This window comes from Pseudomonas sp. PDM25 (genome assembly GCF_019219045.1).
Classification (GTDB): Bacteria; Pseudomonadota; Gammaproteobacteria; order Pseudomonadales; family Pseudomonadaceae; genus Aquipseudomonas.
The window spans coordinates 118,066-142,991 of sequence record NZ_JAHUWL010000005.1; the positions used below are offsets into that span (position 1 = coordinate 118,066).

At 60.0% G+C, this 24,926-nt stretch carries 22 protein-coding genes; 9 read left to right on the plus strand and 13 right to left on the minus strand.

Annotated elements, in window-relative coordinates:
- Positions 1-11: 11 nt before the first annotated feature.
- The 4 genes from KW848_RS10905 to KW848_RS10920 all read right to left on the minus strand — a co-directional run bounded on the left by KW848_RS10905 (position 12) and on the right by KW848_RS10920 (position 2,863).
- Complete coding sequence (locus tag KW848_RS10905; RefSeq protein ID WP_218536813.1) at positions 12-377, minus strand: DUF1493 family protein; 366 nt, start codon at positions 375-377, stop codon at positions 12-14.
- A gap of 315 nt (positions 378-692) precedes the next feature.
- On the minus strand, positions 693-989 hold the full coding sequence (locus KW848_RS10910) for a type I-C CRISPR-associated protein Cas8c/Csd1 (protein WP_218536814.1): 297 nt from the start codon (positions 987-989) through the stop codon (positions 693-695).
- A gap of 381 nt (positions 990-1,370) precedes the next feature.
- Positions 1,371-2,498, minus strand: a complete 1,128-nt coding sequence (locus KW848_RS10915; protein WP_218536815.1) for a hypothetical protein — start codon at positions 2,496-2,498, stop codon at positions 1,371-1,373.
- A gap of 101 nt (positions 2,499-2,599) precedes the next feature.
- Positions 2,600-2,863 carry a hypothetical protein gene (locus KW848_RS10920; RefSeq protein WP_218536816.1) on the minus strand — a complete coding sequence of 88 codons (264 nt, stop codon included), beginning with the start codon at positions 2,861-2,863 and terminating at the stop codon, positions 2,600-2,602.
- Positions 2,864-3,359: 496 nt separating this feature from the next.
- On the opposite strand from KW848_RS10920, the gene KW848_RS10925 reads away from it, so the two are divergent.
- The 3 genes from KW848_RS10925 to KW848_RS10935 all read left to right on the plus strand — a co-directional run bounded on the left by KW848_RS10925 (position 3,360) and on the right by KW848_RS10935 (position 7,127).
- Entirely contained in the window at positions 3,360-5,294 is a 1,935-nt protein-coding gene (locus tag KW848_RS10925; RefSeq protein ID WP_218536817.1) for an ATP-dependent DNA helicase RecQ, read from the plus strand.
- A gap of 122 nt (positions 5,295-5,416) precedes the next feature.
- Positions 5,417-6,643 carry a 3-hydroxyacyl-CoA dehydrogenase gene (locus KW848_RS10930; protein ID WP_218536818.1) on the plus strand — a complete coding sequence of 409 codons (1,227 nt, stop codon included), beginning with the start codon at positions 5,417-5,419 and terminating at the stop codon, positions 6,641-6,643.
- Positions 6,644-6,707: 64 nt separating this feature from the next.
- Positions 6,708-7,127, plus strand: coding sequence for a thioesterase family protein (locus KW848_RS10935; RefSeq protein ID WP_218536819.1), 420 nt, complete (start codon positions 6,708-6,710; stop codon positions 7,125-7,127).
- Positions 7,128-7,196: 69 nt separating this feature from the next.
- Here KW848_RS10935 and KW848_RS10940 read toward each other — a convergent pair whose 3' ends face one another.
- The 4 genes from KW848_RS10940 to KW848_RS10955 all read right to left on the minus strand — a co-directional run bounded on the left by KW848_RS10940 (position 7,197) and on the right by KW848_RS10955 (position 12,188).
- Positions 7,197-7,685 (minus strand): glycine zipper domain-containing protein, encoded by a 489-nt coding sequence (locus KW848_RS10940; RefSeq protein ID WP_111449465.1) that lies wholly within the window; start codon positions 7,683-7,685, stop codon positions 7,197-7,199.
- A 336-nt stretch (positions 7,686-8,021) separates the two neighbouring features.
- Complete coding sequence (locus KW848_RS10945; RefSeq protein ID WP_218536820.1) at positions 8,022-10,370, minus strand: FdhF/YdeP family oxidoreductase; 2,349 nt, start codon at positions 10,368-10,370, stop codon at positions 8,022-8,024.
- Positions 10,367-11,206 (minus strand): formate dehydrogenase accessory sulfurtransferase FdhD, encoded by an 840-nt coding sequence (gene fdhD, locus KW848_RS10950; RefSeq protein WP_192409824.1) that lies wholly within the window; start codon positions 11,204-11,206, stop codon positions 10,367-10,369. The genes KW848_RS10945 and fdhD overlap by 4 nt, the downstream gene beginning before the upstream one ends.
- 94 nt (positions 11,207-11,300) lie before the next feature.
- Positions 11,301-12,188: a LysR family transcriptional regulator gene (locus KW848_RS10955; RefSeq protein WP_111449462.1), complete on the minus strand. Its 888-nt coding sequence runs from the start codon at positions 12,186-12,188 to the stop codon at positions 11,301-11,303.
- Between the two features lie 136 nt (positions 12,189-12,324).
- On the opposite strand from KW848_RS10955, the gene lysM reads away from it, so the two are divergent.
- Positions 12,325-12,765, plus strand: coding sequence for a peptidoglycan-binding protein LysM (gene lysM, locus KW848_RS10960; protein WP_111449461.1), 441 nt, complete (start codon positions 12,325-12,327; stop codon positions 12,763-12,765).
- A gap of 125 nt (positions 12,766-12,890) precedes the next feature.
- On the opposite strand, the gene yrfG is transcribed toward lysM, so the two are convergent.
- Positions 12,891-13,553: a GMP/IMP nucleotidase gene (gene yrfG / locus KW848_RS10965; RefSeq protein WP_076029028.1), complete on the minus strand. Its 663-nt coding sequence runs from the start codon at positions 13,551-13,553 to the stop codon at positions 12,891-12,893.
- Between the two features lie 89 nt (positions 13,554-13,642).
- Here yrfG and nudE point away from each other — a divergent pair, with 89 nt between their 5' ends.
- Positions 13,643-14,209, plus strand: coding sequence for an ADP compounds hydrolase NudE (gene nudE / locus KW848_RS10970; protein WP_218536821.1), 567 nt, complete (start codon positions 13,643-13,645; stop codon positions 14,207-14,209).
- Positions 14,206-15,033 carry a 3'(2'),5'-bisphosphate nucleotidase CysQ gene (gene cysQ, locus KW848_RS10975; protein ID WP_218536822.1) on the plus strand — a complete coding sequence of 276 codons (828 nt, stop codon included), beginning with the start codon at positions 14,206-14,208 and terminating at the stop codon, positions 15,031-15,033. The genes nudE and cysQ overlap by 4 nt, the downstream gene beginning before the upstream one ends.
- Before the next feature lie 93 nt (positions 15,034-15,126).
- On the opposite strand, the gene KW848_RS10980 is transcribed toward cysQ, so the two are convergent.
- From KW848_RS10980 to rfbC, 4 genes are all read right to left on the minus strand, one after another.
- Positions 15,127-15,582, minus strand: a complete 456-nt coding sequence (locus tag KW848_RS10980) for a YiiD C-terminal domain-containing protein (protein ID WP_111449457.1) — start codon at positions 15,580-15,582, stop codon at positions 15,127-15,129.
- A 40-nt stretch (positions 15,583-15,622) separates the two neighbouring features.
- Positions 15,623-17,014: a sigma-54 dependent transcriptional regulator gene (locus tag KW848_RS10985; protein ID WP_218536823.1), complete on the minus strand. Its 1,392-nt coding sequence runs from the start codon at positions 17,012-17,014 to the stop codon at positions 15,623-15,625.
- A complete protein-coding gene (locus KW848_RS10990; RefSeq protein WP_111449455.1) occupies positions 17,011-18,819 on the minus strand; it encodes an ATP-binding protein in 1,809 nt (602 codons plus the stop codon). Before KW848_RS10990 ends, KW848_RS10985 begins: the two co-directional genes overlap by 4 nt.
- Positions 18,820-18,925: 106 nt before the next feature.
- On the minus strand, positions 18,926-19,471 hold the full coding sequence (gene rfbC / locus KW848_RS10995) for a dTDP-4-dehydrorhamnose 3,5-epimerase (RefSeq protein ID WP_218536824.1): 546 nt from the start codon (positions 19,469-19,471) through the stop codon (positions 18,926-18,928).
- Positions 19,472-19,665: 194 nt separating this feature from the next.
- On the opposite strand from rfbC, the gene KW848_RS11000 reads away from it, so the two are divergent.
- The 3 genes from KW848_RS11000 to aguA all read left to right on the plus strand — a co-directional run bounded on the left by KW848_RS11000 (position 19,666) and on the right by aguA (position 24,872).
- Complete coding sequence (locus KW848_RS11000; protein WP_218536825.1) at positions 19,666-22,578, plus strand: aminotransferase; 2,913 nt, start codon at positions 19,666-19,668, stop codon at positions 22,576-22,578.
- A gap of 303 nt (positions 22,579-22,881) precedes the next feature.
- Complete coding sequence (aguB, locus tag KW848_RS11005) at positions 22,882-23,760, plus strand: N-carbamoylputrescine amidase (RefSeq protein WP_218536826.1); 879 nt, start codon at positions 22,882-22,884, stop codon at positions 23,758-23,760.
- A 5-nt stretch (positions 23,761-23,765) separates the two neighbouring features.
- A complete protein-coding gene (aguA, locus tag KW848_RS11010; RefSeq protein WP_218536827.1) occupies positions 23,766-24,872 on the plus strand; it encodes an agmatine deiminase in 1,107 nt (368 codons plus the stop codon).
- The last annotated feature ends 54 nt before the right edge of the window (positions 24,873-24,926 follow it).

The following is a 24,926-nucleotide window of genomic DNA, read 5'->3' on the forward strand; positions in this document are numbered from 1 at the left end:
AATAATGGCACTTATGCGTTAGGCTCGATGCCTTCCAATTTCTGCGTATCCCACCGTTGTAACTTGATCGCTTGGTAAATCATTCCAATGGTCAGCGGGGCCTTATCGCCGCGCCCCTTGGCCCGGCGCTTGAGGAATACGTCAAAGCCTTCGGGCTGGAAATACCGATAAGCGTCGTAGTCGATGAAGTCGATGGCGAATTGTTCTTCCAATGCTTCCATCAGATGCCGAGCGTCCGCGCCATCGCAGCCCAGATCAAAGTTGATCGAGGTGTCGAGGCTGATGGTTTTGCGTTCGGGCAGACCGAGTTCTTCGTGCAGCAACTGCATGAGCAGGTGCATGGCGTGGTCGTCGGGGAAGTTGGGGGCGAGGTTCATGGGGCGTCTTCTGTTCAGGGCCATTTCGTGAGACGGATTAAGCCTGATTTTGCGATGCGTTGGATGTCGATCAGAGCTGCGAACATGGAATTCGCGGGAAGGCTGGCGCTCACCTCGTACGATCTCGTTCATTTGTTGCACGCTTTCCATCAGCTCATCAAAAAACTTGCTCAAGGTTATCCCCGGGTTTTGATCGTTCCCACGCTCGGCGTGGGAATGTAGCCCGGGACGCTCCGCGTCCCTTTCGAGAGCTGGAACGCGGAGCGTCCCTTGAGGCATTCCCACGCCGAGCGTGGGAACGATCCTGGCTCTGCGTCAGGTGGGTGCTTTCCAGCCCATCATGCGTTGTTGCGCGACTTTCAGCAGGTCGCAGCCGTCCTGGGTCAACAGGTAGACGGCGTGGGTGATGTGCGGGATGTCTTCCACGTCACCGTTTTTGAAGCATTGGCAATGTAGGGTTTTGAGCAGGTCGCTGGAGGCTCGGATTCGCTGGAGGGCGGCTTCGAGGATGTCTTGCGGGTTGGCTTCTGTGTCGATGATCAGGGGTGGGGAATCGGTGAGGTTTGTTTCGAGTGGGCGGTAGCGATCGGGGAACGGGTTCAATTTATTCATTTTATGTATTCTCAAATGCATCAGATGAAACCACCACCATCGTGACCAAGCGATGGAGGCGGACTGTGTTCGGGTTGGTCAGCCGGAAGAATACATAAGACCGGCACGCCATAAGGCGTCCCAAACACAGCCACCATATAGCGTGCAGACACTTGAGGTGCCGGCAGCATACAACGGACGCGTTTATGTATTCCATCGAGTGACCAAGCCCGAGCCGCTGAATTAGCAGCGACAGCCCGACTATAGGTGTCAGCAGCCGGGCAGCGATAGACGATAAAGAGTCCCCGTTTGTAGGATCGGGCCGAACCTCGGCTAGGCCCTTTCTATAGGAATTTTCGCGACGAAATATCTCGCGCTTTCCACCCTCCCGCGCCCATCACCTCAACGAATATGCTGATACGAAGCCACATCCAGAAGGGCAGTGCTCAGCCCGGTCGCCGGCGCATAGATCGTGCCTTTCACCGCCGAGAACCTGACCCCATTACTGCCCAGCGAAACGTAGCGCTCGCCCTGGTCCAGCTCGGTGAAGTAGGTGTACGAGCACTTTTCCATCGCTTTGTATTTCGCGGCGGCGCTGGCCATGGTGTTGTGGTGGTTCTGCAGGTCGGCCGCGCTCAGGTTGAGGGTTTTGTTCAGCGGCACGCCCCAGCGCTTCAGGCACACTTCGGCAAAGTGGCGGACGATCAGGCCGGGTTCGGCCAGCACTTTAGGGCCGCTGACACCGTCTGCTGCGGCGTTGCCAACCAGCGTGCCATGACGGCCGGGCATCGGGTAAATGTGGGTTCGGGTGCCGGTGGCCGTTTGCGGGATGACGCAGCTGAAGCCTTTGGAGCGCTCGTCTCGGGCGTAGAAGCCGACGTATTCCTTTACGTTGGCATTCAGTTTTACTTTGTCCTCCTGAAAGTTACCGATGCCCGGTACCGGATCAATCGCAAAGATATTGACCGGGATGTTCTTCAGTGCGCTGTCCTTGAACATGGCATTGGCCAGCATATGGCAACTAATGCCGCCGCGGCTCCAGCCAACCAAGTTGACCTTGGTTGGAATAACGCCGTCCTTGCGAAACGTTTTAATGATTTGTTCTTGCAACTTCTGCTGGGTCACGCTGCGGTCGCCGTAGTTGTATTTACGCCACAGCCAGGAACCTTCGACGATCACGTCTTCGATTGGAATGCCCGCAGCCTTCAGGCGGTTGTATTCGGTCTCGGTCAGTTTTTCACGTTGCCAGTCACACTGGCCTTTGATGATGTTGATGGCGTGCTTGACGTTCTCCTCCCAGCCGCTGCCGAACAGCGTGCCGCTCAGGCCATAGTCCTTGGATTGAGTGAACAGTTCATCAGCTTGCAGGTTGCTGGTGCCGGGACCGTCGATCACGATCCATTCGGCAAACTCTCGGCCAGCATGATGGGAGGCGAGCGCCGAAACCAGTTCGCCATTCCAGTAAGTCGGGTTTTGGTTGTCGAATTTGGTCGAGCCGGTACCGCAAAAGAAAATAGTTAATGTAGTCATTGTTGTGCTCTTGCTTGGTTTAAGAGCCTGCAGACTAGTTTTAGTGAGTTGGATAATGAAGTGGTTAGTTGTTACCGGGGTTGTAGTATATGTTTGGGGTTTTAATGTCCTATCCTTTGTTTGGCAACTTCCAGTAGTTCGCAACCATCCGCCGTTAATAAATAAAGCGCATTCACTATATGAGGAATGTCTTTAACATCGGCCTGTTTGAAGCACAGACAATAAAGCGTTTCGAGCAAATCGCTGGCCGCGCGCAGACGTTGGTGCGCGGCGTCGAGGACGGCGCCAGTGCTGGCCGTGGTGTCGATGACGAGGACGGGCGTTTCGCTGTAGCTGGTTTTGAGGGGACGATAGCGGTCTTGCATTGAGGTCAGTCCTATAGGAATTCGGGCAATCTCGCCGGCAGGCCGACACCCTGATTTCAGCCGCGCCGCAAACTATGAAGGTGGCGACGCAGCGCGGCAATACGGCTTCGATGGACAGGTTTTGTAGGGGGTTTACCTGCCTTTTCGGACCGAACCTACGTGTTTCCCAAGGTTTTTTACGCCCAAACCCTTACACGGCAGATTTCCTACGGGGTTGTCAGGCCCAACCCATCAAACCTCTGTAGGGTGCGCGCCAGAATCAGTAGGACGTTTCCAAATGTCCGCCCAACGCTTAACAGGAATTAGGTATGCAATGGCTACGTGTGGCCTCGGCGAACCCTTCTGCCCCTCGCGTGCGAAGCCGTAGCCTCATCGTCTGCTGACGATCGTTCGAAGCTGTATCATCCCGTATCGTTTTGGTCCCCGACCTTTTCTCGACTCGCTGCGTTTGCCGGCTAGGCTTTGGGCTTCGCAGCGGTCAACGGAGTGACAGCTTATGCACAACACCCTGGAACAGGTTTTCGGTTATCCACAGTTTCGGCCCGGCCAGGAAGCGGCGGTCAGCGCGGTGTTGGCCGGGCGTTCGGCGGCGGCGATTTTCCCCACCGGCTCGGGCAAGTCCCTGTGTTATCAATTATCCGCCTTGCTGCTGCCGCACCTGACGCTGGTGGTCTCGCCGCTGCTGGCGTTGATGCAGGATCAACTGGCGTTCCTGCAGCGCCACGGCATTGCGGCGGGCAGTATCGATTCGGCCCAGAGCCGCGATGACGCCAGCGATGTGATGGCTCGGGCCAAGTCCGGCGAATTGAAGATTTTGATGATCTCCGTGGAGCGCCTGAAGAACGAGCGTTTCCGCAATTTCTTGCAGCAAGTGCCCATCTCGTTGCTGGTGGTGGATGAGGCGCACTGCATCTCGGAATGGGGCCACAATTTCCGCCCCGATTACCTCAAGCTTCCCGACTATCAGCGCCAGTTCAACATCCCTCAGGCGCTGCTGCTGACCGCCACCGCGACACCCAAGGTGATCGCTGACATGGAGGCCAAGTTCGGCATAGCCCCCGACGATGTGGTGACCACCGGTTTCTATCGGCCGAACCTAAATCTGTTGGTGGAACCGGTGCGCGGGCAGGACAAACGCCGACGCCTGGTCGAATGGATGAGTGAACGTCCAGGCCAGCCGAGCATCGTTTACGTCACCTTGCAGAAAACCGCTGAGCACATCGCCGAACACCTGGGGCGCAACGGCATTCAGGCCGAGGCCTATCACGCCGGTCTGCCGCACGAACAACGGGAAGCCATTCAAAAGCGCTTTATGGGCGGGCAGTCCAATTGCATCGTCGCGACCATCGCGTTCGGCATGGGCATCGACAAGAGCGACATCCGCAACGTGGTGCATTTCGATCTGCCCAAATCCATCGAAAACTACAGCCAGGAAATCGGCCGCGCCGGGCGTGACGGGCAGCCGTCCGATTGCCTGGTATTGGCCAACCGCGACAGCCTCAACGTGCTGGAAAACTTCGTCTACGGCGACACGCCTGAGCTGGATGGCATCCGCCATGTGCTCGACGAGTTGCAGGCCGCCGCGCCCGAGGGGCAGTGGGAGTTTCTGTTGGGGCCGTTGGCGGACCACAGCAACATCCGCCAATTGCCGCTCAAGACCTTGCTGGTGCAGTTGGAACTGCGCGCAATCATTGCGCCGCGCTACGCCTATTACGCTGAATACCGCTTCAAATACTTGCAGGAACCCGAGGCGTTGCTGGCCCGCTTCGAGGGTGAGCGCAAGGACTTCGTCGCGGCGATCATCCGGACCTCGAACCGAGCACGGACCTGGGCCACGGTGAATTTCGATGCGCTGTATGAACAGCATCAGGCCGAGCGTAATCGTGTGGTCAAGGCGCTGGATTATTTCCAGGAAAAGGGCTGGGTCGAGCTCGAAAGCAAGCAGATGACCGAGGTCTACAGCCTGCTGCAAACCGACTTTGATGCCCAAGCCTTGAGCGAAGAGTTGCACGCCTACTTCACCCGCCATGAACAAACCGAGATCGCGCGGATTCACGCCATGCTGGATCTGTTCGCCACGGACCATTGCCTGGGTTATCGCTTGGCCGAGTACTTCGGCGATGAAAATGCGCCGCAGCAGTGCGGGCATTGTTCGGTGTGTCATGGGGATGTGGCGCGGTTGCCGACGCCACCGGAATTACCGGCGCTTGTGGATAAAAATTTCGAGGCGTTGTGCGGGGACTTTATCCACAGGCACGCGCAGTACACCGGCAACACTCCATCGGCGGAACGCGTGACACGGTTTTTATGCGGCATCGGTGTGCCGCTGTTCACCAAGCTCAAGGCACGGTCGATTCCCGGGTTTGCGGCGCTGGAGGATTATCCGTATGCCGAAGTCCGGACGTGGGCTGAAGACCATCTCTCAGGCTGAACTGTGACCCCTGTGGGTAGATCCATCCCCTGAATGTTGCTCATCACAGGAATAAATTTCAAAAACCCGCGGTGGCTGACTATGGTGAAGGCTGTCTTTGGATCGCCAACAAGAGAATAACCATGAGCCAGACACCGTTCACTATTCAGCGCGCCGCCGTCATTGGCGCCGGCACCATGGGCCGTGGCATTGTCATGTGCCTGGCCAACGCCGGCGTCCCGGTGCAGTGGGTCGATAACAATCCACAGATGCTTGAACAGGCGCTGGCTAGCGTGGCGGACACCTACGCCCACAGTGTGCGTCAGGGGCGGATCGATCAGGCCGAGGCGGACGCTCGCCTGGCACGGGTAACGGCGGCTGCTGACTACGCGGCGGTCCGCGAGGTCGATCTGGTGATCGAAGCGGTGTACGAAAACCTCGAACTCAAGCAGAAAATCTTCCGTGAACTGGACGGTCTGCTCAAACCTGAAGCCATTCTGGCCAGCAATACCTCGGCGCTGGATATCGATGCCATCGCTGCGGCTACTCGCCGTCCGCAACAGGTCCTGGGCCTGCACTTCTTCAGCCCGGCGCACATCATGAAACTGCTGGAAATCGTTCGCGGTGCCCAGACTTTACCGGTGGTGCTTGAGGCTGCTCTGGCACTGGGCAAGCGCATGGGCAAGGTCAGCGTGGTGTCGGGCAACTGCCATGGGTTCATCGGCAACCGCATGCTGCATCCGTATACGCTCGAAGCGCGCAAGATGTTGCTCGAAGGCGCTTATCCCTATCAGGTCGATGCGGCATTGCAAGGTTTTGGTTTCGCCATGGGGCCGTTCCGCATGTACGACGTGGTCGGCATCGATCTGGAGTGGCGCGCTCGGCAGTTGGCCGGCGAAGGGCAGGATGCGCCTGAAGTTCAGGTGGACAATCGTCTGTGCGAGTTGGGTCGTTTCGGTCAAAAGAGTGGCAATGGCTATTACCACTATGAGCCGGGCAGTCGCCAGGCTGAGCACGATGTTGAAGTCGATGCGCTGGTGCTGAAGGTTAGCGAAGGGTTGGGTTTCCAGCGTCGCGAGATAAGCCCCGAGGAGATTCTGGAGCGCTGCTTGCTGGCACTGGTCAACGAGGGTGCGAAGATTCTTCAGGAAGGCATCGCCGAGTCGGCGCACGATATCGATCTGGTGTACCTCAACGGTTACGGCTTCCCGGCGGACAAGGGAGGGCCGATGGCCTGGGCGGATCAGCAAGGGCTGGCGGATATTCACCAACGGTTGCTGGCGCTTGAGACGAAGCAGGGTGATCAATGGAACCCGGCGCGGTTGATCGGGGAGTTGGCGGCGGTGGGTAAAGGGTTTGCGGATCGGTAGACTCCACCGACTCGATCGTTCCCGCGCGCCGCGTGGGAACACCTCATCAAGACGAGAGCCGCCCATGACTCAACGCGCCGACTATCCCCACTTCCAACCCATCACCACTCGCTGGCACGACAACGACGCCTACGGTCACGTCAACAACGTGACCTACTACAGCTTCTTCGACACGGCGGTGAACACCTACCTGATCGAAGTCGGCGGCCTGGATATTCATGACGGCGAGGTGGTGGGTTTTGTGGTGAGTTCGGCCTGCGATTACTTCGCTTCCATTGCCTTCCCCGACCGGATCGAGATCGGTTTGCGGGTGGGCAAGTTGGGCAACAGCTCGGTGCAATACGAACTGGCAGTGTTCAAGGCCGGGGAAGACGAAGCCTGCGCGGCGGGGCGTTTCGTGCATGTGTTTGTGGATCGGGCGTCGAATCAGCCGGTGGCGATTCCTGCCGGGTTGCGCGGGGCGCTGGAGCGGTTGGTGGTTTGACGGGCAAAAAAAATCGCAGCCCTTGGGCTGCGATTTTTTGATCTACCGGTAAACGAGGCGATTCAAGCCTCAGTCGCGATAGCGATGGTGATGCTTGCGGTGGCCATAGGCATGACCGCGCCCCGGATGGTCGTCACGGTAGTAGCCACGATCACCACGGTCGCCACGATAAGAACGACGATCATCATCATCGTCATTGCTACTGTTGCCCATGTGATTACCCAGCGCGCCACCGACGCCGCCGCCTGCTGCGGAGCCGATCAGGCTGCCGGTGGTGCCGCCCATGCTGCGGCCGACCACGTTACCGCCTGCTGCGCCCAACGCACCACCAATGGCGGCTTCGCCACGACTGTGTTTGTCTGCGCCAACTGCGCTACCACCCGCGCCGCCCAGGGCCGCGCCAATGGTGGAACCTGTACTGCCGCCTAATGATTGACCGACGACTGAGCCCAGAACCCCGCCCAATGCGCCGCCCACACCTGCTTCGGTGGTGCCGCCAGCAGAAGCGAAGCCACTGACCAGGCCAAGGGACAACAAGAGAATCGAGGAGAACTTCATAGAGGAACCTCAAGGGGATGACGGCGCGATCCTGAGGCCGTGTCATGGTCCTGACAATCGAAATCCGACGAGTAACACGACTTGAGCACATTTCTATAAGTTACTGTTTTTTAGCTGGAACTTAAGTGTTTTTCGCCGGTCTTTAGCTACTTCGGATAGGCCGTTTTCATGCAAAACGGCCTTTTTTGTGGGCGTTTGGAAAGTGACTGATCCGCAAGATTCGTTGAATGTTCCACCGCAATCGCGAGCAGGCTCGCTCCCACAGTGGATTTGTGTACGACACAGATCAAATGTGGGAGCGAGCCTGCTCGCGATTGCGGTAGATCAGACGCTGCGTCAGGCCGACTTGGCCATGATGAGTCCGGTTTCACTCGCCGCTTCCAACCGGATCGCCACAAACTTCGATGTCGGCGTATGGCTGCCATCCCCGATGCTCTCCAGCGGTACCAGCGGATTCACTTCCGGGTAATAAGCCGCCGCTTGCCCGGCAGGGATATCAAACGCCAGCAGCGTAAAGCCCTTCACCCGACGCTCACGGCCGTCATCCCAGATCGAAACGATGTCAGCCTTCTGCCCCGGCTTGAACCCCAGGCGAATGATGTCGGCTTCGTTGACGAACAACACATCACGCTGACCTTTCACGCCGCGATAGCGGTCATCAAGCCCATAAATCGTGGTGTTGTACTGATCGTGAGAGCGCATCGACTGCATAATCAGGTCCGGCAATACGCCGGTGGCGCGCGTGCGTTCGTGCACCAGATCTTTGGGCAGGACGTTCGGACGGAAATTGGCGCGCCCCGACGCGGTATTCCAGCGGCGAGCACCGGCGCTGCTGCCGAGGTAGAACCCGCCCGGGTTCTGGATCTTCTCGTTGAAGTCCTTGAAACCCACAATGGTGTCGGCGATCAGGTCGCGGATGCGCCGGTAATCGGCTACCAGCCAGTTCCAGTCCACCGGTTCGCTGCCCAAGGTCGCGGCGGCGATGCCGGCGATGATCGCGGGCTCCGAGCGCATCTGCTTCGACAGCGGCTGCAACTGGCCGTTGGAGGCGTGAACCATGCTGAACGAGTCTTCGACGGTCACCGCTTGCGGGCCTTCGGTCTGGATGTCGATATCGGTGCGGCCCAGGCACGGCAGGATCAGCGCCTCTTTACCGTGGGCCAGATGGCTGCGGTTGAGCTTGGTACTGATTTGCACGGTCAGGTCGCAGTTGCTCAGGGCCTGGAACGTCCGTGAGCTGTCTGGGGTGGCTTGGGCGAAGTTGCCGCCCAGACCGATAAAGACTTTCGCGCGGCCATCGGCCATGGCATGGATCGCCTCGACCACGTTGTGACCGTTTTCACGCGGCACCTTGAACTTGAAGCGACGCTCCAGGGAATCGAGGAACGCCACCGGCGGACGCTCGTTGATGCCCATGGTCCGGTCGCCCTGCACGTTACTGTGGCCGCGCACCGGGCACAGACCGGCGCCGGGACGGCCGATGTTGCCGCGCAGCAACATCAGGTTGGCGATTTCCTGGATGGTCGCCACCGAATGGCGATGCTGGGTAATACCCATTGCCCAGCACATGATCACGTTCTTGCCATTGGCGTACATCCGCGCCGCTTGCTCGATTTCAACCAGCGTCAGTCCGGATTGTTCGACGATCTGCTCCCACGAGGTGTCGTCGACGATGCCCAGGTATTCCAGCACGTTGACACTGTGTTCATTGAGGAAGTCGTGGTCGAATACGGCAAGCTCACCCTCCTTCTGTGCGTCACGCTCCCACTGCAGCAGGAACTTGGCCATGCCGCGCATGATCGCCATGTCGCCGCCCAATGCCGGACGGAAGTACGCGGTGTTGGTCGGTTTGTCGCTGTTGGTGAGCATTTCGATCGCGTGTTGCGGGTGCTGGAAGCGTTCCAGGCCACGCTCCTTCAAAGGGTTGATGCACACCACCTGAGCGCCGCGTTTCACCGCTTCGCGCAACGGTTCGAGCATCCGCGGATGGTTGGTGCCAGGGTTCTGACCCCAGACAAAAATCGCGTCGGCGTGTTCGAAGTCGTCGAAGGTGACGGTGCCTTTGCCGACGCCGACACTTTGCGCCATGGCCACACCGCTGGCCTCGTGGCACATGTTCGAGCAATCGGGGAAGTTATTGGTGCCGTAGGCACGCACGAACAATTGATACAGGTACGCCGCTTCGTTGCTGGCGCGGCCCGAGGTGTAGAACTCGGCCTGATTCGGGCTCGACAGGCCCTGCAAATGTTTGGCGATCAAGGAGAACGCAGCGTCCCAGCTGATCGGCTTGTAGCGATCGGTTTCGGCGTCATAGCTTAATGGCTCGGTCAGACGGCCCTGATATTCCAGCCAGTAGTCGCTTTGATCCAGCAACGAACTGACGCTGTGTTTGGCAAAGAACGCACCGTCGACACGGCGTTTGGTCGCTTCCCAGTTCACTGCTTTGGCGCCGTTCTCGCAGAACGCCACCATGCCGGCTTCATTGGAATCGCCCCAGGCACAACCGGGGCAGTCGAACCCGCCGTTTTTGTTGGTTTTGAGCATCATGCGCAGGTTTTTCAACGCGTTGTCGCTGGTCAACCAGGCCCGGGCAACGCTGGCCAACGCGCCCCAGCCACCGGCTGGACCTTTGTAGGGCTTATAACGCGGAACGGGTTTCTGGTCGGCTTGTTGATGTTGACTCACGCTGGGTTCTCCGTCGCGGGGCTGTAGACCCGCGGCGCACTTTTCTGCGGCAGGTGGATGAGATTGAGGTTGTGGCGACGGGCCCATTGCACGGCAAGGCCCGTGGGCGACGACAGGCTGACCAGGGTCTGGATACCTGCGCGCAACACTTTCTGGATCAGTTCGAGACTGCAACGGCTGGTGACAATCACCAGCCCGCCGGTGGTCGGGATCTTCTGACGGATCAGTCCGCCAATCAGTTTATCGAGGGCATTGTGTCGGCCGATGTCTTCGCGACCCAGCAGCAATTGGCCCTGACTGTTCATGAACACGGCGGCGTGCACCGCGCCGGAGTACTGGCCAAGAGGCTGGAACGCGCCGATGCGCTGACGCAAGCCATCCAGCCATTCGGCGGGCGGCAAGGGTGCGCCGGGCAACACCTTGAGGTCTGGCAATGCCTGCTCCACCGCTTCCACGCCGCAGAGCCCGCAACCGCTGGTGCCAGCCATTTGCCGACGCTGTTGCTTGAGGTTCCAGAAAGCGCGGTTGGCGATGGTCACTTGCGCGTATTGCGCTGAACCCGAGCCGCTGAGTTGCAGGTCATAAATGTCGCAAGCGTCTTCGATGATGCCGCTGCCGAGGCTGAAGCCGACGATGAAGTCTTCAAGGTCCGTCGGCGTCACCAACATGACCGCCTGACTGATGCCGTTATAAGCGATCGCCAACGCGACTTCTTCGGCCAGCGCGGTGCTGGCCGATTCGGTGTCTTGAAGGTCGCAGTAACTGTATGTCTGGCTTGCGGCGGGCGCTGGCGTTTCGAGGGCTGGCGCCGCGCAGGCAGGGCGCTTGGCGTTCATGAGGTATCACCGAAGGGTTAGGCTGCTTTAAGCCTAGGCGTGTCAACTTGTCGCGTCTAATCGCAAATACTGATCTGCCGATAGATGGCGTCGATCAAGAACTCGGCAGCGATTGCTGAAATATCGCGAAACAGGCTTCCGCGAGCGCCGAACGCGGGGCGCTGCGACGCATGATCAGCCCCAGCCGGGCGAGGGTTTGAGCATTTTCGATGGGGTGCAGGCGCAAATGATCGGTGAGTTTTTCCAGGCCACCGTCCAGCGGCATCACGGCGCAGCAGAATCCACCGTGCACCGCTTGTAACAATTGGTGGACGGCATCGGTTTGCAGCAACGGCTGCGGGGTGAGGCCGCGACTGTGGAAGTTGTGGTCGATGGATTGCCGAAAATGCATGCCGCTGCTGAGCATGCCCAGCGGCAGTTCGATCAGCGATTCCCAACTCAGCGGCGCCTCGCCGAAACTGAAGAAGCGCTGATCATAGAGCAGGCCCATGCGGGTTTCGCTGAATGCCAGGGAATCGAAGCGTTCGCCGTCCAGTCGCTCCAGGTACGACACGCCCAGATCCAGGCGATTGTTCGCCAGTTGTTCGAGGATCTGCTCGGAACTCAGGGCCGAGAGTTCGAAGCGCAGGTTCGGGTGTTCGGCGTGCAGGCGTTGCATCAGCGGCAACGGATCGAAGCTCGACAGCGGCACCACGCCCAGACGCAACGTACCGACCAGATTGCCGCGACAGGCCGCCGCCTCGGCCTGCAAGCCGTCGTAGGCCGCCAACACGGTGCGCGCCCATGCCAGCACCCGTTCACCCGGTGCGGTGAAACCCTCGAAGCGCTGACCGCGATTGACCAGCGGCAACTCGAGTTCTTCTTCGAGGCTGCGCAGGCGCATGGACAGGGTCGGCTGGGTGATGTGACAACGCGCAGCGGCCTGGCCGAAATGTCGGGTTTCATCGAGGGCGATGAGGAATTTAAGTTGCTTGATGTCCATCTTCGCTCCAGGGCGCGGGAAGGCTCGGATTCTAGCGCTTGGGGGGAAGCGGCGTCATTGGTCGGGTTGGAACCGCAGGTAACAGCCTTGGTCTAGGCTTTTGCGTCTGGAACCCAAAACCCAAGGAGAGCGCACCATGAGTATTTTTAGCTTCGTGAAAGAAGCAGGCGAAAAACTTATCGATTTGCTGACGCCAGGCAACGCCAATGCCAGCGAGCAGTTGAAAGAACACATCAGTAAGGTCGGCCTGGGTAACCCGAATGTACAGGCGACGGTGGATGGCGACAAAGTCACCGTGACCGGCGAAGTCGGCAGTCAGGAAGAGAAGGAAAAAATCCTGCTGGCGGTGGGCAATATTGCCGGTGTCGGTAGTGTGGATGACCAGATCACCGTGACGGGCCCGGTTGCTCAGGCGGCGCGGTTCGTCACCGTTAAAAAGGGCGACACCCTCAGCGCGATTGCCAAGGCTGAGTACGGCGACGCCAACAAGTACAACAAAATCTTCGAGGCCAACAAGCCGATGTTGACTCACCCGGACAAGATCTATCCGGGGCAGTCGTTGCGGATTCCTGAGTAAGTCTCGAGGCCGTGTGATGCCCTTCGCGAGCAAGCCCGCTCCCACAGGATCTGTGTCGTCCACGATGGATGCGAACGACACAGATCCTGTGGGAGCGGGCTTGCTCGCGAAGCAGGCGACTCGGTCTAAAGCCCTGCAATCAACTCCCGATAATCCCCAACCGCCGCAAACTCGGCCGTGTCCTTCGGCCCTTTACGGCTGTCCGGCTCACTCACGGCCAACAGATGCGCCACCCCAAAATTCCGCGCGCTACGCAGGATAGGCAACGTATCGTCGATAAACAGACTGCGCGCCGGATCAAAACCGATGTCCGCTTGCAAGGCGTCCCAGAATTGCGGGTTTTCCTTGGCAAAACCGTAATCATGCGAGCTGATCAACCGCTCGAAGTACGGCGCCAGCTCGATTCTTTCCAGTTTTAATGACAGCGAATCGCGATGCGCATTGGTGATCAGCACCACGCGCTTGCCGGCCTGTTTGATGGCGGCCAGAAAGGTGTCCGCGTCCGGACGCAAGGCGATCAGGTGCGCGGTTTCCAGTTTCAGTTCGCGCACCGGCAACTTGAGCTCGGCGCTCCAGAAATCCAGGCAATACCACTGCAACTGGCCGGCGTTGCGTTCGAACAACGGCTGCAATTCCATCTCAGCCATCGCCCGGCTCACCCCGTGCAATTCGGCGTAACGCTGGGGCAGGTGCTCCATCCAGAAATGGTTGTCGTAATGCAGGTCCAGCAGCGTGCCGTCCATATCCAGCAGAACGGTGTCGATGTCGCGCCAGGGCAGCAGGGACATAAAAACTTCTCCAGCGGTAAAAAAGATATCCGACGTAAACAATCAGGATAGGCCGGGTATAGTAACGCGCTATCGCCAAGGAGCCGCTCATGCGCCAGAAACCCACCGTCCTCGCCCGCGAGATCGTCGCCACCAGCCGTTTGTTCTGCGTCGAAGAGCTGAAGTTGCGCTTTTCCAATGGCGTGGAGCGCACGTATGAGCGACTGGTGGGCAAGGGCGCCGGTTATGGCGCGGTGATGATCGTGGCGATGCTGGATGCGGACCACGCGGTGCTGGTTGAAGAGTATTGCGGCGGCACCGATGAATACGAGCTGTCCTTGCCCAAAGGCTTGATCGAGCCGGGCGAGGACGTGCTGGCGGCGGCCGAGCGGGAGCTCAAGGAAGAGGCCGGGTACGGCGCGCGGCAACTGGAGCATTTGACTGAGTTGTCGCTTTCGCCCGGTTACATGAGCCAGAAGATCCAGGTGGTGTTGGCCACTGATCTATACGAAGAAAGCCTTGAAGGCGATGAGCCCGAGCCAATGGGCGTGGACAAAATCAACCTGCGTGAGTTGTCGGCCTTGGCCCAGAACCCGCGATTCACCGAGGGCCGGGCATTGGCAGCACTGTATCTGGCCCGTGATCTGCTGACTCAGCGTGGAGCGTTCCAGCCATGATTTTCCCCCATCCGTTGATGGCGCCTGTTGTTGAACTGGCGCTGAAAGCCGGTGAAGCGATTTTGCCGTTCTGGCGTGCCAACGTCGCCGTGACTGCAAAATCCGATGATTCTCCGGTGACGGCCGCCGACATGGCCGCTCACCATGTGATTCTGGCCGGGCTGACGGCGCTGGACCCGAGCATCCCGGTGCTGTCGGAAGAAGACGCCGACATTCCCCAGAGCGTGCGCGCCGGGTGGCAGCGTTGGTGGCTGGTGGACCCGCTGGACGGGACCAAGGAGTTCATCTCCGGTAGCGAGGAATTTACCGTCAACATCGCGCTGATCGAGCAGGGGCGTGTGGTGTTTGGCGTGGTGTCGATGCCGACCAACGGGCGCTTCTATGTCGGTGGTGCGGGTCTGGGCGCGTGGCGTGGCGATAAAGACGCGCAGCCTTCGCCGATTCAGGTTCGCGAGGTTCCTGCTGAGGGTGAAGCGTTTACCGTGGTTGCCAGCCGTCGGCATTCCAGTCCTGAGCAGGAGCGCCTGCTGGCCGGGTTGAGCGACAGTCTGGGTGAGCTGCAATTGGCTAACATCGGCAGTTCGTTGAAGTTCTGTTTGTTGGCGGAAGGGGCGGCGGATTGTTATCCGCGGTTGGCGCCGACTTCGCAGTGGGACACGGCGGCGGCGCAAGGTGTGCTGGAAGGGGCGGGTGGTGAAGTGCTGGATTTGAGCGGTGCGCCGTTCAGTTATCCGGCGCGGGAATCGTTGTTGAATGCGTTTTTCCTGGCGCTGCCGGCGAAGGCTGCGTGGCGCGAAAGACTGTTGGAACTCGCCCGCCGTTAAGAGCGTTCCCACGCTCTGCGTGGTAATGCAGCCCGTGACGCTCCGCGTCACGGGCTGCATTACCACGCAGAGCGTGGGAACGATCACCGACGATCACCGGTGGAGCACGTACTGCCCCGTAAACGTCACCGCATCGTCATCACTGTCGGCATTGACGATCCGCGAATGCAGCGTCAACCGCGCCCGTCCATACCGCCCATACATCGCTAAAAACTTCTTCCACACCGCCGCACTTGGCGCATGGCAAATCGCTGTCGCGTCCATGGTCACCGGCAGCGGGTAGCTGATCTGCCCTTCCTGAATCACGATGTGCCCGCCTTCAACCCCTTCTTCACGCAAACGCAAATGCAACCAGCCCCAACCGGCCAGCACCGCGCCGCAATACAGGCTGCCGCCAAACATCGTGCTTTTATGATTGACGTTGGCCTCCAGCGGCAAGTGCAGGCGCAGTTGCTGGTCGTGCCAATCGAGCACTTTGAGGCCCATGTCCCGCGTCAGGGGAATGTCGCGATGGAGAACTGATTCCAGATGACGGCTGTCGCGGCTCATGCATGGATCTCTTGTTTGAAGATGATGATTGGACGGTAGCTCAATCGGGTTCGTCGGTGTGGCTGCTGCCACTGTCGGCGAAGTTCAGCCCGTGCTTGCGCAGTTTGTCGTGCAAGGTCTTGCGTGGGATGCCAAGGGCTTCGGCGAGGCTGCGCACCGAGCTGTGAGAACGCGCCAGTTCGGCGGCGATCAAGCTCTTCTCGAAGTTTTCCACTTGTTCGCTGAGACCGCCACTGACCACCTCGACCGTCATGCCGACAGCGCCATCCGCTGCGCTATTGTCCAGGGCCAATTCCAGGCCCAGGGCAAAGCGTTCGGCGGCGTTCTGCAATTCCCGCACGTTGCCCGGCCAGGTGTGGCGCAGCAGCAGGGCGCGTTGTCCCGGTTGCAACTCGTGGGGTGGCAGACCGTGACGAGCGCTGGCTTCGTCGGCGAAGTGCTGGAACAGCATCAGCGCATCTTCGCCACGCTCACGCAGCGGCGGAATACGCAGCGGTGCGACGTTCAGGCGGTAATACAAGTCGGCACGGAAGCGGCCCTGATCGGCGGATTGACGCAGGTCTTCCTTGGTCGCAGCGATGATGCGGATGTCCAACGGGATCAGCTGATTACCGCCCAAGCGCTCGACGACCCGCTCTTGCAGCAAACGCAGCAATTTCACCTGCACATCCAGGCTCATGCTTTCGATTTCATCGAGGAACAACGTGCCGCCATTGGCGAATTCGAACTTGCCGATGCGGCGCTTTTGCGCGCCGGTAAAGGCGCCTGGCTCATGACCGAACAGCTCGCTTTCTACCACCGACTCGGCCAGGGCGCCGGCATTGATCGCCACGAACGGACCGTTTCGACGGCTCGACAGATCGTGCAATGCACGTGCGACAACTTCTTTACCAGCGCCGGTTTCGCCAAGGATCAGCACATCGGCCTTGGTCGCCGCCAATGCACCGATCTGCTCGCGCAGGCGCAGCATCGGCGCCGATTGCCCGACCAGTCGGGCGCTCAGCTCATTGCGATCGCTCAGGGCCAGACGCAGGCTGCGGTTGTCCAGCACCAGCCGGCGCAGGTCCAGGGCGCGGCGCACGCTGTCGAGCAGGGCGTCGCTGGCAAAGGGTTTTTCCAGAAAGTCATAAGCCCCGGCGCGCATGGCTTGCACGGCCAGCGGCACATCGCCGTGACCGGTAATCAGCAGCACCGGCAGTTCCGGGTCCTGGGCATGCAGTTCAGTCAGCAGTTCGAGACCGTCCATGCCCGGCATGCGGATGTCACTGACCACCACGCCGGGCCAGTCGCGTTCCAGTTGCGCGGCCAGGCCCTTGGCTTCGGCCAGTGGCAGGATTTTCAGTCCAGCGAGATCCAGAGTCTGGCTCAAGGCCTGACGCAGGTGCGGATCGTCGTCGATCAACACGACCTGGATGCGGTTGTCGATGGTCATGCACTTCGGTCCTCGGACGGTTGCAGGCTCACACCCGGTGCGCCTGCACGCAGCTTCAGGGTAATCAGGGCGCCACCTTCCTTGTGGTTGGAGAACGACAGTTCACCCCCGAAGGCGCGCATCAGGGTTTCGCAAATCGCCAGCCCTAACCCAAGCCCCTGAGTGCGGGTCTTGGTGGTGTAGAAGGGCTCGCTGGCGCGGCCAAGTGCCTCCAGGCAGAACCCGGGGCCATTGTCGCGAATGTACAGATTGACGCCGTCGGCAGTCGATTGGGCACTCAACCAGAGCTTGCGCGGCGGGCCTTTTTCCGTCAGGGCGTCCAAGGCGTTGGCCAGCAGATTGCCGAGCACCTGACGCAGACGGGTTTCCCCGGCCTCGACCCACAGGGTGGCGGCCGGCAAATCGCGGATCAGCTCGACTTCCATGCTGCGTCGACGCTTGGCCAGCAGCGCCAGCGCATCGTCCAGCGCCGGTTGCAGGGCGACGCTTTCCGGGGCGTGGCGATCGCGCCGGGCGAAGGCGCGCAGGTGGGCGATGATCGACGCCATGCGCCCGGTCAGTTCGCTGATCAACTTGAGGTTGCCGCGCGCATCTTCAGTGCGCTGATGATCGAGCAGCACTTCGGCGTTTTCTGCGTAGCTGCGGATCGCCGCCAGCGGTTGATTCAATTCGTGGCTGATGCTCGCCGACATGGTGCCAAGGGCCGACAGTTTGCCGGCCTGCACCAGATCATCCTGAGCGCGAACCAGCTCTTGCTGGGCCTGTTCGCGTTCCAGCACTTCCTGTTTCAGTCGACGGTTCAGGCCTTCGAGGTCGCTGGTCCGCTCGGCTACCCGGCCTTCCAGTTCGCGACGGGCCTTGGCTTCGAAGGCGATTCGATCAAGGTAATGACGGCGGCGCTGCATCATCAGCCCCAGCAGCAACATCAACACCAACAACGTCGCGCCGCCGATGGCGACGACCGTGCGTACCGGGCGATCGATCAAAGTACGTGGGGCGAGGATGCTGACGTTCCAACCGGTTTCTGCGATGGACTGGGTTTGTGTCAGCCAGGCGTTGGGGTTGAGCCGCAAGGGTTTGGGATCGCGGGTCGGATAAGGTTGAATCGCAGTAATAGCCTTGCTTTCTTCTTCGCCCAACGGGCGGGTCGAGCGGAATCGCCACTCGGGCCGCGACGTGAGAATGACCACGCCGTTATGGTCGGTCAGCAATAGTTGTTCCGGGGTTTTGCCCCAGAGGCTTTCGGTGTGGTCCAGATCGACCTTGACCACCAGCACGCCGATGATCTTTTCGCCGTTACGCACGGCGGCGGCGAAGAAATAGCCGCGCTTGGCCGATGTTGTGCCCAAACCGAAAAAGCGCCCAAGCCGCCCGGCCATGGCTTCGCTGAAATACGGCCGGAAGGAAAAATTACGCCCGACGAAACTGTCGTGTTTGTCCCAGTTGGACGCGGCCAGGGTCTTGCCCGTGGTGTCCATCAGGTACATGACTTCGGCGCCGGTCTGGGCGCTGATGTTTTTTAACAAGCGATTGGCGTTGCCCTGGGTGACGCCATCGTCGGGCGCACCGAGGACGGCTCGCAGGGCCGGCAGATCGCCGAGGATCTGCGGCAACACTTCATAGCGGTGCAGGGTGCCCAGCAGGTTGGCGACGTAAAGGTCGAGGGTCTGACGGTTCTGCCCGGCCAGTTCGCTGCGGTAATAACGCTCGGCCAGATGCTCCAGCGGCCACAGCAACGGTGCCAGGCACAGCGCGAGCAGGGCCAGGCTGCGCCAACGGGGTCTGCGGGGGAGGGTCGGAGTCATGAGCATCGAGCGCCTGTGGGTACAGGCGCATTATGCCTAGGCTTGCGGGCGCAGTCTGCGCGCCGTGGGTCAGGCACGCTTGCGCGGTGATGATTCAGACGGTGTTTCAGGAAAAGACTTCAGCATCCTTGAAGAACGCCGCGGCCTGATCTTTGCCGGACAGTTGTGGCGCTTCGTCCAGTTGCCAATCAATGGCCAGGTCCGGGTCGTCCCAGCGAATGCTGCGCTCGGCGGACGGGGTGTAGTAGTCGGTGGTTTTGTAGAGGAATTCGGCGAACTCGCTCAGCACCACGAAACCGTGGGCGAAACCCTCCGGGACCCAGAGTTGGCGATGGTTCTCGGCGGACAGACGCACAGCCACCCATTTACCGAAATGGGGCGAGCTGCGGCGAATGTCCACGGCCACGTCGAGTACTTCACCGGCGGTGACCCGAACCAGTTTGCCTTGAGTGTTTTCCAGCTGGTAATGCAGGCCGCGCAGTACGCCTTTTTGTGAACGGGAATGGTTGTCCTGGACGAAATTCGTCTCCAGGCCAGTCGCTTCCTTGAAAGCCTTGGCATTGAAGCTTTCATAGAAGAAACCGCGCTCGTCACCAAATACCTTGGGTTCGATGATCAGAACACCGGGCAGGTCGGTGGTGACTACTTTCATGGCTTTCTCCAGCAATAGGCATTGATGGGCGACATTCTTGCGCAAAGTGGCGGCGGGCGCGAGTGGAGTGATTTTTTTCCTGATCCGTTCACTGATTTGTCGAGCCTCAGGAGGGGTTCTGGCAGGCGAAGGGGTTGCGTATCACCCAAAGCAGTGGCGATATAAGCGCCTAATAAAATTTCAGGGGTCGTTGTATGCCACTCGCCACGTTGATTCATCGCGCCAGTTTGCCCAGCCCGCAAGTGTCTGCGGAGCAAGCGCTTGAGCTGCTGAAGGGACATTACGGCCTGAGTGGAAGGTTGCAGGCCCTCGGCAGCCAGCAGGATCTTAACTATCGGGTCGACAGCGACCAGGGGCGTTTTGTCCTGAAAATCTGCCGTGGTGATTACTCGGCGCAGGAGCTGCACGCCCAGCACGCCGGACTCAAGCATTTGGGTGAACTCCCCGATGTGCATGTGCCGCGAGTCATTCCCGCAAAAAGCGGTGCAGACCTTCTCTCTCTGGAAGTCGGCGGCCAACCGGTGCATGTGCGCCTGCTCGATTACATCGAAGGCCAGTCGCTCACACACCTGGACCATCTGCCCGGTTCAGTGGTGGCCGGTTTTGGTCGACTCTGCGGTGAAATGGACCTGACGCTGGCCGGTTTCGACCATCCGGGCCTCGAGCGCACGCTTCAATGGGACGCCCGCCACGCCAACGCGTTGATCGCGCATTTGCTGCCGGTCATCACTGACGACCAGCAACGCCGGCTGATCGCTGATGCGGCTGAACAGGCCGAGCGTCATTTGCAGCCGCTTGTGGATAAGCTGCCGGTGCAGGCCATTCACATGGACATCACTGACGACAACGTGGTGTGGCAGCGAGATTCGCAACGTCAGTGGCAATTGCAGGGGGTGATCGATTTCGGCGACCTGGTTCGTACCTGGCGCATTACTGATCTGTCGGTGACCTGCGCGGCGCTGCTGCACCATGCTGATGGCGATCCGTTCTACATTTTGCCGGCGGTTCAGGCCTATCACGCGGTCAATCCGCTCACGCATGAAGAGCTACTGGCGCTCTGGCCGCTGATCGTCGCCCGTGCGGCGGTGTTGGTGCTCAGCGGCGAACAGCAGGTCAGCATCGATCCGGGCAACGAATACAGCCGCGACAACCTCACCCACGAGTGGGAGATTTTCCGCGTCGCTACATCGGTGCCGTTGGCGTTGATGGAAGCCGCGATCCTGACCGCGGTCGGCCAGAACCTGCCGGGCATCGGCAGCGAAGGTTTCGCGCCGCTGCTGCCGAGCCTGGTGGGGCGTGAGTTTGCGTTGATCGATTTGGGCGTGCTCAGCCCGCATTTTGAAGCCGGCAACTGGGAACAGGAGGGGATCGATCAACGTCTGTTGACCGAAGCTGCCGCGGCTCACGGTTTGGCGGCCAGTCGTTATGGGCAATATCGCTTGTCCCGCACCCGCCCGGACAGCGCCAGCGAACCCGACACCTGCCCACTGCACGTCGAATTGCGAGTGCCCCACGGCACGGCGGTCGAGTCACCGTTTGCCGGTGTGGTGCATCAGCCGGCGGCGGGTGTGCTGCAACTGGACGGCCCGCAACTGAGCGTGCGCCTGTGGGGTGTGACGCCGTCGCTGCACACGGGCGCAGCGCTGGTCAAAGGCCAGGTGCTGGGTTCCGTCAACGGGCCGTTGATCGTGCAGTTGTGCCGCGGCGCTTCGTTCACGGCGCCGTTGTTTTGCACGCCGTCTCGCGCGGCGGCCTGGCAAGCGTTGTGCCCGTCACCGGCGGTGCTGCTGGGACTGGCCTGTGACGCCGAAGAGGAGCTCGATTCGCAGACGTTGCTGGCGCGCCGTGATGCCAGTTTCGCCCGTACCCAGAAGCACTATTACGTCGACCCGCCGCGCATCGAACGCGGCTGGCGCAATCACTTGATCGACATGCAAGGCCGTTCCTACCTCGACATGCTCAACAACGTCGCGGTGCTTGGCCACGGTCATCCGCGCATGGCTGCTGTCGCCAGTCGTCAGTGGTCGCTGCTCAATACCAACTCGCGTTTTAACTACGCGGCGGTTGCCGAATTCTCCGAACGTTTGCTGAAACTGTCGCCGGACTCCATGGACCGGGTGTTCCTGGTCAACAGCGGCAGCGAAGCCAATGATTTGGCAATCCGCCTGGCATGGGCCTACAGCGGTGGTCGCGACATGCTCAGCGTGCTCGAGGCCTATCACGGCTGGACAGTGGGCGCGGACGCGGTCTCGACCTCGATTGCCGACAACCCGAAGGCTTTGAGCAGCCGTCCGGACTGGGTGCATCCGGTCACCGCGCCGAACACCTATCGTGGCGAATTCCGTGGCCCGGATAGCGCCCCGGACTACGTGCGTAGCGTCGAACACAACCTGGCGAAAATTGCCGAGCAGAAGCGTCAGCTGGCCGGTTTCATCTGCGAACCGGTGTACGGCAATGCCGGCGGTATCTCGCTGCCGCCGGGGTATTTGCAACAGGTTTATGCGCTGGTTCGTGCTCAGGGCGGTGTCTGCATCGCCGACGAAGTGCAGGTCGGTTACGGCCGCATGGGCAATTTTTTCTGGGGGTTTGAAGAGCAAGGCGTGGTGCCGGACATCATCACCATGGCCAAAGGCATGGGCAATGGCCAGCCGTTGGGCGCGGTAATCACCCGTCGGGAAATCGCCGAAGCGCTGGAGGCTGAGGGTTACTTCTTCTCGTCGGCCGGCGGCAGCCCGGTCAGTTGCCAGATCGGCATGGCCGTGCTGGATGTGATGGAGGAAGAAAAACTCTGGGAAAACGCTCAGGTCGTGGGCGGGTATTTCAAGGAACGGCTTGAAGCGCTGATCGATATTCATCCGCTGGTGGGCGCGGTGCATGGTTCCGGCTTCTATCTGGGCGTCGAGTTGATCCGCAATCGCGAAACCCTGGAACCGGCAACCGAAGAAACCTCGGCGCTGTGTGATCGGTTGCGCGAGCTGGGGATCTTCATGCAGCCGACGGGCGATTACCTGAACGTCCTCAAGATCAAACCGCCGATGGTGACCTCGCGCCGGAGCGTGGATTTCTTTGTGGACATGCTGTCGAAAGTTCTCGCAGAGGGTCTGTAAACAAACATCCCCTGTGGGAGCGGGCTTGCTCGCGAAAGGGCCGTGTCAGTCGACATCTACTTTGACTGACGCACCGCTTTCGCGAGCAAGCCCGCTCCCACAGGGATAGCGTAAAGTTCGATTATTATCTGGATTAATTGAGTTAATTTCGACAGGTGGATTATTTTAAGCTTTAAAAGCCGATTTTTATCGGCTATAAAGTCACCGCTGCCCCGGTGTGGCCTCACCACGCCCGGTGCTTCCCATTTCTGTCATTGGTCGATGCCACGCTCGACCCTCAAGCAATTGCCCCGGAGATGATTCATGAGCCGTATCGTTACCGTCGCCGCCACCCAGATGGCCTGTTCCTGGGACCTTGAAGCCAACATCGAGACCGCTGAGCGGCTGGTCCGTGAGGCCGCGGCGCAAGGCGCGCAGATCATCCTGATCCAGGAACTGTTCGAGGCTCCGTACTTTTGCCAGAAGCCGAACCCGGATTACCTGCAGCTGGCCACGACCGTTGAAGACAACGTCGCCATCAAGCACTTCCAGAAAGTCGCCAAGGAGCTGCAAGTGGTTCTGCCGATCAGCTTCTACGAACTGGCGGGCCGCGCGCGTTTCAACAGCATCGCGATCATCGATGCCGACGGCAGCAACCTCGGGATTTATCGTAAAAGCCATATCCCGGACGGCCCTGGCTACCATGAAAAGTACTACTTCAATCCGGGCGACACCGGCTTCAAAGTCTGGAACACCCGTTACGCGAAAATCGGCGTGGGCATCTGCTGGGACCAGTGGTTCCCGGAATGCGCCCGCAGCATGGCGTTGCTCGGCGCGGAAATTCTGTTCTACCCGACCGCGATCGGCAGCGAGCCACACGACAAGAGCATTTCGTCCCGCGATCACTGGCAGCGCGTGCAACAAGGCCATGCCGGCGCCAACCTGATGCCGCTGATCGCCAGCAACCGCATCGGCAACGAAGAGCAGGACGGCTACGACATTACGTTCTACGGCTCGTCGTTCATCGCCAACCAGTTCGGCGAGAAGGTTCAAGAGCTCAACGAAACCGAAGAAGGCGTACTGGTTCAGAGCTTCGATCTGGACGAACTGGAACACATCCGCAGCGCCTGGGGCTCTTTCCGTGATCGTCGCCCGAACCTGTATGGCACACTGAAAACCCTCGACGGTTCCCTGGAGTCCTGATTGTCATGACCACTTTGCACAGCACGCCTCGCGCCGACGGCTTTTACATGCCCGCCGAATGGGCGCCGCAAACCCAGACCTGGATGATCTGGCCCGAGCGCCCGGACAACTGGCGTCTGGGTGGCAAACCGGCGCAAGCCGCGCACGTCGCGGTAGCCAAAGCCATTGCGCGTTTCGAACCGGTGACCGTGGCGGTTTCCGCCGGCCAATACGAAAACGCCCGCGCCCGTCTGGACGTGCCGAATATTCGTGTGGTGGAAATGTCCAGCGACGACGCCTGGGTTCGCGACACGGGGCCGACGTTTGTCATCAATAACGGCGGCGAAGTCCGTGGTGTGAACTGGGACTTCAACGCGTGGGGCGGTTTCGACGGGGGGCTGTACTCGCCGTGGAATCGCGATTCCCAGGTCGGCGGCAAAATCCTCGAGATCGAGCGCAGCCAGCGCTACCGCACCGAGGGCTTTGTGCTTGAAGGCGGTTCGATCCACGTCGATGGCGAAGGCACACTGATCACCACCGAAGAATGCCTGCTCAACCGCAATCGCAATCCGCACATGAACCGTGCAGAGATCGAAGCGGTGCTCAGCGCGAATCTGGCTGTGGATAAAATCATCTGGCTGCCGGACGGTTTGTTCAACGACGAAACCGACGGCCATGTGGATAACTTCTGCTGCTACGTGCGTCCGGGCGAAGTGTTGCTGGCCTGGACCGATGACCCGCAGGACCCGAACTACCCGCGCTGCCAGGCGGCAATGAAAGTGCTGGAAAGCAGCACCGACGCCAAGGGTCGCCCATTCACGGTGCACAAGATGCCGATTCCGGGGCCGCTGTATGCGACCGAAGAAGAGTGCGCGGGGGTTGATCCGGTGGACGGGACTCAGGAACGTAATTCGACCGTGCGTCTGGCCGGTTCCTACGTGAACTTTCTGATCGTGAACGGCGGCATCATCGCGCCAAGCTTCGACGACCCATTGGATGGCCCGGCAAAAGAGATTTTGCAGGCACTGTTCCCGCAGCATGAAGTGGTAATGGTGCCCGGCCGCGAACTGTTACTGGGAGGCGGTAACATCCACTGCCTTACCCAACAACAGCCAGCCCCCCACAAAGAGTGAGTGCGGTTGTAACAGCTTGAGTTGATTGCAAAATAGTCCAGGCAAACGTTTTCG